Annotated in this window: 13 protein-coding genes, 1 rRNA gene and 1 riboswitch; of the genes, 1 reads left to right on the forward strand and 13 read right to left on the reverse strand. The window is 63.9% G+C overall.

Annotation, left to right across the window (positions count from 1 at the left end; genetic code table 11):
• Positions 1-2: 2 nt before the first annotated feature.
• From CSZ94_RS03265 to cobT, 13 genes are all read right to left on the reverse strand, one after another.
• Positions 3-1457 carry a cobyric acid synthase gene (locus tag CSZ94_RS03265; protein ID WP_102120180.1) on the reverse strand — a complete coding sequence of 485 codons (1455 nt, stop codon included), beginning with the start codon at positions 1455-1457 and terminating at the stop codon, positions 3-5.
• A complete protein-coding gene (locus tag CSZ94_RS03270; RefSeq protein WP_102120181.1) occupies positions 1454-2251 on the reverse strand; it encodes an ABC transporter substrate-binding protein in 798 nt (265 codons plus the stop codon). Before CSZ94_RS03270 ends, CSZ94_RS03265 begins: the two co-directional genes overlap by 4 nt.
• The gene (locus CSZ94_RS03275; RefSeq protein WP_102120182.1) at positions 2248-3159 is read right to left on the reverse strand and encodes a cobalamin-binding protein; all 912 of its coding nucleotides are present in this window, start codon (positions 3157-3159) and stop codon (positions 2248-2250) included. Before CSZ94_RS03275 ends, CSZ94_RS03270 begins: the two co-directional genes overlap by 4 nt.
• The gene (cobD, locus tag CSZ94_RS03280) at positions 3156-4142 is read right to left on the reverse strand and encodes a threonine-phosphate decarboxylase CobD (RefSeq protein WP_102120183.1); all 987 of its coding nucleotides are present in this window, start codon (positions 4140-4142) and stop codon (positions 3156-3158) included. The genes CSZ94_RS03275 and cobD overlap by 4 nt, the downstream gene beginning before the upstream one ends.
• Complete coding sequence (cbiB, locus tag CSZ94_RS03285; RefSeq protein ID WP_102120184.1) at positions 4135-5088, reverse strand: adenosylcobinamide-phosphate synthase CbiB; 954 nt, start codon at positions 5086-5088, stop codon at positions 4135-4137. The genes cobD and cbiB overlap by 8 nt, the downstream gene beginning before the upstream one ends.
• Positions 5082-5648, reverse strand: coding sequence for a bifunctional adenosylcobinamide kinase/adenosylcobinamide-phosphate guanylyltransferase (cobU, locus tag CSZ94_RS03290; protein WP_102120185.1), 567 nt, complete (start codon positions 5646-5648; stop codon positions 5082-5084). Before cobU ends, cbiB begins: the two co-directional genes overlap by 7 nt.
• A 7-nt stretch (positions 5649-5655) precedes the next feature.
• Positions 5656-6294 carry a cob(I)yrinic acid a,c-diamide adenosyltransferase gene (gene cobO, locus CSZ94_RS03295; RefSeq protein WP_102120186.1) on the reverse strand — a complete coding sequence of 213 codons (639 nt, stop codon included), beginning with the start codon at positions 6292-6294 and terminating at the stop codon, positions 5656-5658.
• Positions 6295-6296: 2 nt separating this feature from the next.
• A complete protein-coding gene (locus tag CSZ94_RS03300; protein WP_102120187.1) occupies positions 6297-7064 on the reverse strand; it encodes an ABC transporter ATP-binding protein in 768 nt (255 codons plus the stop codon).
• Positions 7061-8086: a FecCD family ABC transporter permease gene (locus CSZ94_RS03305; RefSeq protein WP_102120188.1), complete on the reverse strand. Its 1026-nt coding sequence runs from the start codon at positions 8084-8086 to the stop codon at positions 7061-7063. Before CSZ94_RS03305 ends, CSZ94_RS03300 begins: the two co-directional genes overlap by 4 nt.
• A gap of 88 nt (positions 8087-8174) precedes the next feature.
• Positions 8175-10046, reverse strand: a complete 1872-nt coding sequence (locus CSZ94_RS03310) for a TonB-dependent receptor domain-containing protein (RefSeq protein ID WP_102120189.1) — start codon at positions 10044-10046, stop codon at positions 8175-8177.
• Positions 10047-10173: 127 nt separating this feature from the next.
• Positions 10174-10415, reverse strand: a riboswitch (cobalamin riboswitch).
• Between the two features lie 44 nt (positions 10416-10459).
• Entirely contained in the window at positions 10460-11014 is a 555-nt protein-coding gene (locus tag CSZ94_RS03315; RefSeq protein ID WP_102120190.1) for a histidine phosphatase family protein, read from the reverse strand.
• Between the two features lies 1 nt (position 11015).
• Positions 11016-11822 (reverse strand): adenosylcobinamide-GDP ribazoletransferase, encoded by an 807-nt coding sequence (locus CSZ94_RS03320; protein WP_102120191.1) that lies wholly within the window; start codon positions 11820-11822, stop codon positions 11016-11018.
• Between the two features lie 4 nt (positions 11823-11826).
• Positions 11827-12867, reverse strand: a complete 1041-nt coding sequence (gene cobT / locus CSZ94_RS03325) for a nicotinate-nucleotide--dimethylbenzimidazole phosphoribosyltransferase (protein ID WP_102120192.1) — start codon at positions 12865-12867, stop codon at positions 11827-11829.
• Between the two features lie 473 nt (positions 12868-13340).
• Here cobT and CSZ94_RS03330 point away from each other — a divergent pair.
• Positions 13341-13457: ribosomal RNA gene (locus tag CSZ94_RS03330) — 16S ribosomal RNA — on the forward strand; the annotation flags it as partial.

The raw sequence follows: 13457 nt of genomic DNA on the forward strand, positions 1-13457 counted from the left end.
CGCTAGCTTTTGATTTGCTCCAGGGCGGCCAGCAAGGGCAGCGCCGCGTCCGCGATGCGCTCCAGGCTGGCCTCGCGCAGGGCGGCGGTGTCCACCGTGTGTCCGGAGTCCAGCCCCGCCCAGCGCAGCAGCGCCGAACATGCGGCGGGCGTGTCGAACATGCCGTGCAAATAGCTGCCCAGGATTTGCCCGTCACCCGATACGGCCCCTTCCGGCCGTCCATCGATCATGAACGCCGGCTGCCGCAGGGCGGCGCCCTGCGAGACGCCCATGTGGATTTCATAGCCTGCCACGGGCGCATCGTCGGCGCCGGCAAACGCGCAGTGGCCGGCCACCTGTTGCAGGCGCTTTTTCGCCGTCAGTTCAGTCAGCATATCGAGCAGGCCGAGTGCCTTCGATTCTCCAGCACCCCCTTCCACGCCCAGCGGGTCGCACACGCTCAGGCCCAGCATCTGGAAGCCGCCGCAGATGCCCAGCACCTTGCCGCCATAGCGCAGGTGTTTCGCCAGGTAAGCGGGCCAGCCCTGCTGCTGCAGCCAGGCCAGGTCGCCGCGCGTGTTCTTGCTGCCGGGCAGGATCACCAGGTCCGCCGGCGGAATTGCTTGTCCCTGTTGGATGAATTGCAGGTCGATATCGGGGTGGGCGCGCAGCGCGTCGACATCCGTGTGGTTGCTGATGCGCGGCAGTTGCGGCACCAGCACCTTGAAGGCGCCGCGTTCTGCCTGCATGGCTTCCACGGCGTCTTCCGCATCGAGGAACAAGCCTTGCAGATAGGGCAGCACGGCCAGCACGGGCTTGCCCGTCTGCCGTTCCAGCCACTCGATGCCGGGTTGTAGCAGGGAGATATCGCCGCGGAAGCGGTTGATGACGAAGCCGAGGATGCGCGCACGCTCGCTGTCGGACAGGCAGGCCAGGGTGCCGATGATGTGCGCGAAGACGCCGCCCCGGTCGATGTCTGCCACCAGGATCACAGGGCAGTCGACGGCTTCGGCAAAGCCCATGTTGGCGATGTCGCGCGCGCGCAGATTGACTTCGGCGGGGCTGCCCGCGCCTTCGACGATGACGGCGGCGTATTGCTGGCGCAGGCGCGCATACGATTCGAGCACGGCGCCCATGGCGATGCTCTTGTATTGCTGGTAATCGCGCGCATCCATCTCGGCGCGCACCTTGCCCTGGATGATCACTTGCGCGCCCGTGTTCGATGAAGGCTTCAGCAGCACCGGATTCATGTCCGTGTGCGGCGCAATGCCGCAGGCCAGCGCCTGCAGGGCTTGCGCGCGGCCGATCTCGCCGCCGTCGCTCGTCACCGCGCTATTCAAGGCCATGTTTTGCGGCTTGAATGGCGCGACCGTCACGCCACGGCGCTTCAACAATCGGCACAGGGCCGCGACGACGGTGCTCTTGCCGGCGTCGGACGTCGTGCCCTGCACCATCAGGGCGGGGAAGGGAGGCTTCATGTCTGCTGCTCCTGCCAGGCTGAGATGATGTCGCTGATCTGGCGTAACCCCTCTGTGATGGCGGCCGGACCGGGCGAAAGAATGTCGGGCGACTTGATCTCGAACAGCATCTGGTTTTTCACGGCGGGAATCGCATTCCAGCCCGGGCGCGCCGCCAGTTGCGCCGGCTGGAATTTCTTGCCGCACCAGCTGGCGATGATGATGTCGGGCGCGCGTGCGACCACATCATGGGAATCGGCGATGATGCGTTCCTTCGCGCCCGGATGAACGGACAATTCCGGAAAGGCGTCCGTGCCGCCGGCGATGTCGATCAATTCCGCCGCCCAGCCGATGCCGCTCATCAGGGGATCATTCCACTTTTCAAAGTAAATCACGGGCTTGCGCGACCAGTCTGCGGCGCGGGCCCGCGCGGCTGCGATGTCCGCGCGCAGGCTGGCGATCAGTTCGCGGCCGGCGTCCTCGCGCTGCACCAGCGCGGCCAGTATGGCGATCATGCGCAGGATGCCCTCCACCGTGCGCTGGTTGAACTGGTGCACTTCGATGCCGGCCTTGACCAGGTCGCGGCAGATATCGGCCTGCATGTCGCAAAAGCCGATCACGAGGTCGGGCTGGACGACCAGGATGCGTGCCAGGTCAGCGGAGGAAAAACCGCTGATCTTGGTTTTTTCCTCGCGTGCCCGCGGCGGGCGCACGGTGAAGCCGGAAATGCCCGCGATGACGTCTTGCGCACCCAGCGCATACAGCGTTTCCACGGCTTCCGTTGACAAACAGGCGATGCGCTGGTAGTGACTCATAGCGCCGTCTTGGCTGTGGGAGCGCTGCGGCGCTGGCGGGCTACTTCAAGCTGTTCACACATGGCGGCCGTGCCTTCGATCATGCGCGGGCCGGCGCGGTTCAGCAGGTCGCCATTCAGGCGAAACAGATTATTCTTGCGCACGGCCGTCATCGACGGGAAGGCGCGCCACATGGCCAGGCCCCCTTCGCTGCGTGGATCGCTCTTTTCGCTGGTGCCGAAAATGACTTCCGGGTCTTCCTGCAGCACGCCTTCCGGCGTGACGACGGGCGCCACCACCTTCATCGCGGCAAAGATATTCTGCGCGCCGCACAGGCGCATGGAGTCGCTGATGATGCTCGCGCCGCTCAAGGTGTACAAGGGTTTATCCCACACCTGGTAAAACACGCGCACGGGCGGGCGCTGCGCATACTGAGCCGTCAGGCTGGCCAGTTTGGTGCGCAGCTGCGCGGCGGCCGGCTTGGCGACTTTTTCCGTGCCCATCAGCTGGCCCAGGCGCTCCATGCTGTCCGGGATGTCAGCCAGCTTGCGCGGCTCGCTGTGATAAATCGGCACCTTCAGCTGGCGCAGCATGGCGATCTGGCGCTCGGCGCTGCCATGCATCCACACGACGATCAGGTCCGGCTTCATGGCGATGATGCGCTCCATGTCGTACTGGCGGTTGTCGCCCACTTGCGGGATTTTTTTGGCCGCTTCCGGATAGTCGCTATAGCTGACGACACCGGCGATCCTGTCGCCGCCACCGGCTGCGAACAGCAGCTCCGTGACGTGCGGCGCCAGCGCCAGGATGCGCTGCGCCGGCTTGGCCACGGTGACGGTATTGCCGTCGTCATCGCGCACGGTGATGGCGGCATGCGCCTGCAGCGAGATCAAGCCGGCCAGCAGCAGTGCTGTTTTCAAGTGGTTCATAGCTTCTTCCATGTGGTGAGTGCCTGTTCCAGTTGGAGCCAGGCGTCTTCGTTCGGCGGCAAACCCAGGCGGATGCCGTAGGCGGCGTGGCGGAACAGGCGCACCCAGATGCCCTGCTGCGCCATGTGGTGCCAGAAGGCTTCGGCGTCTTCTTCCGGCCACCATTGAAACAGCGCGCAACCGCCGCTGGCGATGCCGTGGCTGGCGAGCAGCTGGCGCAGGCGTTCGCCTTCTACGCGCAGGCGCAGGCGCATCGCATCCTGCCAGCGCGCGTCGGTCAGCGCGGCTAGGGCCACTTGCTGCGCCGGGCCGCTGACGGTCCACGGCCCCAGCATGTCGGCCAGCCGGGCCAGTAGCGCGGGATGGGCGGCGACAAAGCCCAGGCGCAGTCCCGCCAGGCCGAAGAATTTGCCGACCGAGCGCAGCACGATCAGTCCCGGCTGCGCTGTGTGCGGAGCGAGGCTGGCGTGTGTTTCCGTGTCGCCAAACGCTTCATCGACTACCAGCCAGCCGCCGCGCGCTGCCAGCTGGCCTGCCCACTCCAGCAATATCTCGGGCGCGATGCGCTCGCCCGTGGGGTTGTTCGGGTTGCAGACGACCAGCACGTCGCACTGGTCGACGGCATCGGCCAATTGTGCATACGGCACTTGGCGTAGTGCGTGGCCGTGCTGGCCCCAGTGGTGCGCGTGTTCCGCATACGAGGGTGCGGCCACCACCACGCGCGACAGTGCGCGCAGCCGGGGCAGGGCCTGGATGGCCGCCTGCGTGCCTGCAACCGGCAGCATGGCCGGTGCGTTGTAGTAGGCGCAGGCAGCGGCCGCCAACGCGGGATCGGCTTCCGGTAGCCGGTGCCAGGCATTGGCGTCGGGTGCTGGCGCTGCATACCAGTGCGGGTTGATGCCCGTCGACAGGTCGATCCAGTCGGCCACGGGTCGTCCATACTCGCGCGCGGCGTCGCGCAGCTTGCCGCCATGTTCAAGCAAGATATTTCCCCCGCAGGTAGTACAGCCCGGCCAGCAGCGCCACCCAGATCAGCCACAGCACGGCCGTTTCGGCCACCAGGCGCCAGGCGCGGTCGATATCGCGCGCTTCGGCGGGACGGCCGGCGCCCAGAGGCGGGCGGCGTTCCAGCGCACCGTCGTAGATAGCGTCGCCACCCAAGGCCAGGCCCAGGGCGCCGGCGCCGCTGGCCATCACGGGCCCCGCGTTCGGGCTGCCCCAGTTTGGCGCCTGGCTGCGCCAGCAGTGCCAGGCGCGCCGCTTGTCGGCCATGGTCTTGCCCAGCAAGACATAGGACAGGGCCGTCAGGCGCGCCGGCAGGTAATTCAATAGGTCGTCGATGCGCGCGGCGCAGCAGCCGAACCAGTCATAGCGTGCATTGCGGTAGCCCCACATGGCGTCGAGCGTATTCGCCAGCCTGAATAGCACGGCGCCGGGGCCGCCCGCCACGGCAAACCAGAACAGGGTGCCGAAGACGGCGTCGTTGCCGTTTTCCAGCAGGGATTCCGTGCTGGCCTTGGCCAGGCTGGCCGCATCGGCGTTGGCCGTGTCGCGGCTGACGATGCGTGCCGTCAGCAGGCGCGCGTTGTCCAGGTCATCCATGGCCAGGGCATCGGCGATCGGCTGATTGTGGTCGCGCAGGCTGCGCAAGCCCAGACATAGATACAGCAGGAAAACGTGGAGTGCGGCACCGGCCAGGCCGCACAGCCACCAGGCGGCATAGCTGATCGGCAGCACGGCCAGCGACCACGCCAGCGCCCCGCGCAGAAAACGCCCACGGCCCCGGTTCAGCAGGCGTTCGAGCGCGCTGGCGAGGCGGCCAAAGCCCACCAGCGGATGCCAGCGGCGCGTCTCGCCCAGGATCAGGTCGAGCAGTACGCCAGCCGTCATCAAGCCTGCCAGCAGGGGCAGCGACAAGCCGCTCAGCATGGAGCGCCTTTCAAGTATAGCGGCAGGCCGGCGGCGACAAACACGGCCCGGTCGCACACGGCCGCCACGGCCTGGTTCAGGCGTCCCGCTTCATCGGTGAAGCAGCGCGAGATGGCGCCGTACGGCACGATGCCCATGCCCACTTCGTTCGATACCAGCACGAGGTCACAAGCGGTATCGCCGATTTCTGCCAGCGCGTACAGCAGGTGCGCGCGTTCGCTGTGGAACAGTTCTGGCAGGGCGATGTCGCCCACGTCCGGATACGTCTCGCCGCTGGAAAACATCAGGTTCGTCAGCCATAAGGTCAGGCAGTCGACCAGCAGCAGGCGCCCGGGCCGTGCTTCCCGCAGGATGGCGTCGCCCAGGCGCAGCGCTTCTTCCAGTGTCGCCCACTCGGCCGGGCGCTGTACCCGGTGATGCGCGATGCGCGTGGCCATTTCGCCGTCGCCCGCCTGCGCGGTGGCGATGTAGACGATTTCCTTGCCCGACTCGCGGGCCAGCTTTTCCGCATGGGCGCTCTTGCCCGAACGGGCGCCGCCGAAGACCAGGGTGCGCGTCATGGCACTGTTACCACTCGGTGCCGAGTTGCGCCCCGATGCCGGCCGCATACGCATGCTTGACGACGGCCATTTCGGTGACGGTGTCGGCGATGGCGATCAATTCGTCCGGTGCGCCGCGGCCCGTGATGACCACGTGCTGCATGGCCGGGCGTTCCAGCAGGTCGGCGATGACTTGATGCACGTCGAGGTAGTTGTATTTGAGGGCGATATTGAGTTCGTCGAACAGCACCAGGCCGTAGCTGGGGTCGGCCAGGAAGGTTTTCGCCTGCTCCCATGCCAGTTCGGCTTTTTCGATGTTGCGTTCGCGGTTCTGCGTTTCCCAGGTATAGCCTTCGCCCATCGCATGAAAGCTGATTTCATCGGGGAAGCGGCGCAGGAATTTTTCTTCGCCCGTCGACATGGCGCCCTTGATGAACTGCACCACGCCCACCTTCATGCCGTGGCCCATGGCGCGGATGGCCATGCCGAAGCCGCTCGAACTCTTGCCTTTGCCGTTGCCCGTGTTGACGATGATGATGCCGATTTCCTTGTCGGCCTTGGCGATGGCCGCGTCGATGATGGCCTTCTTGCGCTCCATGCGCACGCGGTGGCGTTGATTTATAGCTGCGGTATTAGCGGCGGTGTCCGCGTTGATGTTATCGCTCATGTTTAATCCTCTTTGGGTATGAATATCTTGCGTTTGCCGTGGGCTATGATCTCGATCGGGTGGCCCAGGTAGTCGCCAAGGATGGATTCCTGCATCACCTCGGCCACGGAGCCGGCCAGCCAGCCGCCGTCGCCCATCAGCAGCAGCGCATGGGTCGAGACGCTGTGCGCCAGGTTCAGGTCATGGCCTACCATCACCACGGTTTTATTTTGTTCGCGGCACAGCTTCGACAGCAGGCCTATGACGCTGACCTGGTGCGCCAGGTCCAGCGCATTGGCCGGCTCGTCCAGCAGCAGCAGGGGCGTATCCTGCGCCAGCATGGCGGCGATCGCCACGCGCTGGCGCTCGCCGCCGGACAGGCTGCGCACGTCGCGCTCGGCCAGGTGCGCCACTTCCATCGAGGCCAGCGCCGCCAGGGCGATGCGCTGGTCGTCGCTGCCTTCCCAGTAATGGTTGTCGTGATATGGATGGCGCGCCGACAGCACCGTTTCGATGACGCGGTAGGAGAACGCGTCGTGGCGCGCCTGCGCCAGGAAGGCCCGTTCGCGTGCCAGTTCTTCGATTGGCCAGTCGACCAGGGCGCGGCCCTGTATCGTCACGTGGCCGGCATCCGGTTCGCGCAAGCCGGCCAGCACGCGCAGCAAGGTGCTCTTGCCCGCGCCATTGCGGCCGATCACGCTCCAGCATTCGCCATCCCTGATGTGCCAGATGAGGTTTTCCACGAGGGAGCGCGTGCCTGCTTTCAGGCCGAGTTGGTAAGTAAGTATCATGTGCGGCGTAATCGGTGCAGTTGGTACAGGAAGACGGGCGCGCCTATCATGGCCGTGACCACGCCGACGGGCAATTGCAAGGGCGCCAGCACGGTGCGCGCCAGGGTATCGGCCAGCACGAGGAAGGTGCCGCCGGCCAGCGCGGCAGCGGGTATCAGCAGGCGGTGATCGGGACCGCAGGCGAAACGCAGCGCATGCGGCACGATCAGGCCGACAAAACCCACGCTGCCGGCGCTGGTGACGGCGCTGGCCGTGAGCAGGCCGGAACAGAAGAACAGGCCCTTGCGCAGCGCGCCTACGCGCACGCCCAGGGTGCTGGCCGCTTCCGCGTGCAGGGCCATGACGTTCAGCGAACGCGCGCAGCGCAAGGCGAAGACCAGGGCGCCCGCCAGGACCAGCCAGGGCATCAGCCGCGCGGGCGCGCCGGCCAGGTCGCCGATCATCCAGAACACCATGCTGCGCAAGCGGCTCTCCGGCGCAATCGAGAGCATCAGGGTGACAATGGCCATGCAGGCCGAGGCCAGGATCACGCCCGTCAGCAGCAAGAGCGAGGCGCCGCCTTCGGCCGCCGTGCCGCCGCGCAGGTCGCGTCGGGCAAAGAAGTACAGCAGCATGGACACGCCGACGGCGCCGGCAAAGGCCGCCGCGTCGACCACCCACAGCGCGCACATGAACAGCAGCGCGGCCAGCGCGCCGACGGAAGCGCCGGCGGAAATGCCCAACACGTACGGGTCGGCCAACGGATTGCGCAACAGGGCCTGCATCATGACGCCGGCCAGCGACAGCGCCGCGCCGGTGACAAAGGCGGTCAGTGCGCGTCCCAGGCGCAGGTCGAGCAGGGTGGCGGCGAGGGTATCGGTCTTGCCTTGCAATACATGGAAGAGGGCGGAAGGCAGGTCGGCGAGCGGAATCGCGATCGAACCGATCATGCCGGAGAAAATCAAGCTGGCAATTGCGCACACGCTCAGCACCGTGAGGATCACGGTGGCGCGGTGGCGCATATTGCGGAAAAATGGGTGCATGTACTGCCTTAAAAACGGGGACTGCAGAACTGCATCTGCGGGCGAAGGCGGCATGCCATCGCCCGCAGCTTACATCATTACTACGTGCTTATTTCATGCCGTAGCGTACGCCAACGAAGACTTTCGAGCCTGGCGTGGCATAGAAACGGGCCAGTTCGTAGTTCTTGTTGGCGATGTTGTTCCAGCGGGCCAGCACCGACCACTCAGGAGCAAACTGGTAGGTGGCGTACAGATTGACCAGGCCATAGCCGCCAAGGATGTTCTTGTTGGCGGCATCGTCGTAGCGTTTGCCCGACAGCTGCCATTCGGCACCCGAGGTCAGCGCGCCCAGCGTGTAGTCAACGGCGACATTGGCGTGCTGCTTGGCACGACGCTGCAGCTGCTTGTCCTTGGTTTGATCGCGTGGGTCCTGCAGGTCGATATTGCCACTGACATTGAAGGCGCCGAACTTGCGGCTGGCCGCCAGAGTCACGCCTTCGAGCAGGGCTTTGTTGACGTTGTAGGCGCAACCATAGCTGCCGTTGAACAGCGGGTCCGGGCATGGCGTGGTATTGACCAGCAGGTCGGTGACCTTGTTATGGTAGTAGGTCGCGCTGGCTTGCGATACGCCGTCGTTGTAGTGCAGGCCGATTTCCGCGTTGCGGCCCGTTTCCGGCTTGTTCGATGCCAGGCCATACCCCGGGTAGTACAGTTCATTGAAGGTCGGTGCGCGGAAGCTGGTGCCGTAGCTGGCGTTGGCGCGCAGCGCATTACTGATGCGGTAGCCATAGGCGATGCTGCCCGTGTTGTGCGAGCCGAATGCCGAGTTGTCGTCGCGGCGGCCGCTGATATTGAACAGGTGCGCGCCGCGTACCATGTTGTATGCCGCTGCATAGGACTTGGTATTGCGTGCGCCCGTTACTTCCGGCGTGCTGCTCGACATGACGTCTTCATCGCGGTAGCTGGCCAGCAATTGCAGGTTGTCGCGGCCGATGCGGATGTCGTTTTGCCAGGTGATGTCGGTCTGCTTGGTGTCGATCTGGCTTTTGCCATACGATGCCGCGCTGCTGTCATCGCCCGACTTGTCGCGCGCTTCCGCGTAGCGCAGTTCGCTGGTCCACTTTGGCAGGAATTCATTCTTGGTGAAGATGGAGACGTTTTGCAGCTTCTGGTTGCTGCGTGCATCGTAGCCCGGGCCGGCGTCGTACTGGGATTTCAGTTCGCTATTCAGGAACACCAGGCCAACTTCATGGCCTTTGGCCATCTGGTAGCCGAACTGGCCGCTGACGTTTTCCTTGTCGTAGCCGTCCTTGTCCGGGTTGTAGGTGAACGAGGAGGCGCCCAGCTTGGATGCGGAGAAACCATCCGATTTTTCCTTGCCTGCCGCCAGCGCGTAGCTGAAGCTGTTCACGCCGCCCGTCGAACCGGCAACGCTGGCTTCCGCCTGACGCGTGTTGTTGCTGCCGTAACCGGCGAAAGCAGAGAAGCGCGTAGCGCCGTCGCCTTTCTTGGTGAAGATCTGGATCACGCCGCCGATGGCATCGGCGCCATACATGGTGCTCAGCGGACCGTAGACGATTTCAACGTGGTCGATGCTTGACAGGGGCAGGGCGCTCCAGTTGGCCGTGCCCAGGGTAGACGAGCCGATGCGCACGCCATCGACCAGTACGATATTCTGGTTGCTGTTCGCGCCGCGGATGAACACGCTGGCCGAGGTGCCTGCGCCGCCATTGCGGGTCACTTCGATACCGCGCTGCTTTTGCAGCAGGTCGATCAGCGTACCGGCGCCTGAGCGCGCGATGTCTTCCGAGCTGATGGTCTGCGTATCGCTCAATACTTCGCTCAGGTGCTGCGGGTAGCGGCTGGCGGTGACGACGATTGGATCGAAGGTATCTGGCGTGGCTTGAGCGAAAGCGGCAGGCGCGGCAATGGCTAGCGCGAGCGACGTGAGGGCCGCGTGGCGGGAAACAGCATGGGTCATGATAATTTTCAGTAAGTAATATGCAACCAGCCGACGTCCCCGTAGGCCAGATTGAACAGAAGTGGGAACTGAAGATGACGATCGAAGATGGCCATGGGCCATTCGGATCGCGAACATCCCCGTTCGCACACTTCCACCTGTCCTGGCCGGTATCCGGGCTGGCAAGTACGGCTATCCCACCTTCCCATGCTCGATGATTGCAAGCACAGTGGTTGTCAGAGATAGCTTGTCGTCCGCTTCCTGTCGGGAGGGGCGACACTTGCTTACCGTTGCGGGGGCAGCACACGTTCGCCGCAGGCGCGGCATCGTGTTTCCCGTTTAACTGCGCTCATGGACATGAGCGCGGGCACCAAAACCCCGCCATTATACGTGCAGCAGGCGTAGACTGAAATGGCTGGCTGGACGCTTTGATATCAGAAATCGACGACGACCGTCGCGCCGTAGGCGATTTTATGGGCGGAACGGGCGGCCAGCAGGGCGGTTTCCTCCAATGGCAGCCGGGCTTGCAGTGCCGACAGCAGGCGGATGGTGCCCGCGTGGCAGATGATGACTGCCGTTTCGTGTTGTTCACGCAACAGATCGCCTAAAAACGCATCCACGCGGGCGGCCATCGCCAACACATTCTCACCCCCGCCGGGACGGTACCAGGCCAGATCGGCGGCCCAGGCATCGATGTCCGCGCGTGCAATCGCGTGCCAGGGCTGCATTTCCCACGCGCCGAAATCCATCTCGGCCAGTCGCGCGTCGAAGTATAAGCCGCTGGAAGGCAAGTCTTGCGCCAATGCTGTCGCCAGGCCGGCGCAGCGACGCAACGGGCTGGCATACAGCGGCACGCCGGCCGGCAGCGTTGCTTGCAGGCTGGCGCGCGTCGAGGCCATTTCGTGCGACGCCACCGCCACGTCGCTGCGGCCATAGCAGGTGCCGCTGGTCACCTGCGGTGCGGGGTGGCGCACTAAAAGCAGTCGCATGTTAATAGAAGCGCACGGGAGGCTGGAAGCTGGACAAGATGGCCAGATAGATTGCCACTTCCGCTACTTGCTGTACGCCGCCCAGGCAGTCGCCTGTATAGCCTTGCAGGCGCTGCTGGCATTTGCGGCCCAGCCAGAAAGCGGCCGCCGCCGCTGCCACGACGGCAAAGACCAGCGTGGCCCAGTAAAATATCCCCAAGGCGCCGCACACGACGACGGGCAGCAGGCCGCCGGTAGCGGCGATGATGAATTCAGCGGTGCTCATTTCTTGCGCCATGGGCTTGGCCTTGCCTTCGTCGCGCGCATAGTCCATGAGCCAGATCAGCGAAACGGCGGCCAGGCGCGAGAGCGGGTGGGCGATGAATAATGTCGCCACCCCCGTGGCAGGCGGCAGCGAAGCGAGCGCCGTGCATTTGATGGCCAGCAGGCAGACAATGCCGATGGCGCCATATGCGCCGATGCGCGAATCCTTCATGATTTCCAGTACCCGCTCGCGCGTCAGCCCACCGCCAAAGCCGTCGCACATGTCGGCGAAGCCGTCTTCATGGAAGGCGCCCGTCAGATAAATGCCGGCGGCGACGGCCAGCAGCACGGCCACCGCCGAAGGCAGGAGCCAGCTGGCCAGCAGATACACGGCGCCCGAAATGGCCGCCACGACCACGCCGACCAGCGGAAAATAGCGCGAGGCGTGCTGCAGCCAGGCCGGCTCGAAACCCACCCAGCGCGGGATCGGCAGGCGCGTGAAGAACTGCAGCGCAATGAAGAACAAACGGCACTGACGGACTGCGGCGGAAACAGGATTGGTCATGGTCTTAGTCTGGCATGGACTTTTCGCTGACCTGGGCCGAGGCGAAGGTCGCCATCTCGCGCATGAAGTTGACGGCCGCGTGCAGCAGCGGCAAGGCCAGCGCCGAACCCGTGCCTTCGCCGAGGCGTAAATCGAGATGCAGCAGGGGGCGCGCACCCAGGCTGGCCAGCAACTGGCGGTGGCCGTTCTCATCGGAGCAGTGTGAAAACACGCAGTAATCGAGGATGGCCGGCTGCAAACGGGCCGCCACCAGCAGGGCGCTGCTGACGATGAAGCCATCGATCAGCAAGATCATGCGCCGTTCGGCCGCTTTGAGCATGGCGCCGGCCATCATGGCGATTTCGAAACCGCCGAAGGTGGCCAGCACCTCGAGTGGCTCATGGACTGTCGCATGATGCGCGACAGCCGTTTCGATCACCTGCTGCTTGTGCAATATGCCTTCCTTGGACAGGCCGGTACCGGCGCCGACGCAATCGGCGACGGGCGTACCTGTCAGCTTGTGCATCAGCGTGGCGGCGGCGGTGGTGTTACCGATACCCATTTCGCCAAAGCCCAGCACATTGCCATCGAGCGTGGCGGCCAGGTCCATCCCCGCCTGTATGGCGGCGCTGCACTGTTCCTTGCTCATGGCGGCTTCTTTGGCAAAGTTGCGGGTGCCGGGACCTTGCTTGCGGTCGAGCAAGCCGTCGCGTGGGCCGAAATCATGGTTCACGCCAGCATCTACTATATAGAGGGCGCAATCGGACTGACGGGCAAAGACATTGATGGCGGCGCCGTTGCCGAGGAAGTTTTCCACCATTTGCCAGGTCACGCTTTGTGGATAGGCAGAAATGCCTTCGGCGACGACGCCATGGTCGGCCGCAAAAACGATGATGGCAGGCTGGCGCAACGCCAGCTGTGTGCTTTGCTGGATCAGGCCGATCTGACGGGCCAGGATTTCCAGCATGCCGAGGCTGCCCAATGGCTTGGTCTTGCTATTGATGGCATGTTCAAGGGCACTGGCCAGGGAGGGATTGGCGGTGGGGGTAATGTGTGGGATAGGCATGGGCGTCAAGGTGGATGCGGCAGGATATTGCCAGCGCTACGATATCACACAGCAATATTTGCCCAACTGCAAATTAGCCCTTGCAGGGCGTGCGTGGCAGGGCTATAATTCGCCCCCTCGCTGAACGATGCATGCAAATGCTGAATGAGGCGGGGAAAAAAGAAGGGTGACGAAATGCTGAAAAAGCTTCATACTCTTCCTTCTTCGCAGCTGACAAACACAACGCTTTGTCCATAGCGCGAGAGCAGTAAATAAGCAGCACCGAATACCGTTCTTTAACAATTAACAGTCGATAAGTGTGGGCGTTTGATGTAAGTGCAGCAGCGATCTTCGGATTGCTGTAAAACTTAAAATATCAAATGTTCACAAGAAATAATGAAATAGGCGCTACGCAAGTAGTGGCCTGTCAGTTTTTTGAGTGAGCGACCCATCAGCAATGATGGTGCCTGTAAAAGGGCAAAGTAACAGAGATTAAACTGAAGAGTTTGATCCTGGCTCAGATTGAACGCTGGCGGCATGCCTTACACATGCAAGTCGAACGGCAGCACGGAGCTTGCTCTGGTGGCGAGTGGCGAACGGGTGAGTAATAT

Source organism: Janthinobacterium sp. ROICE36 (assembly GCF_002869965.1).
GTDB lineage: Bacteria > Pseudomonadota > Gammaproteobacteria > Burkholderiales > Burkholderiaceae_D > Janthinobacterium.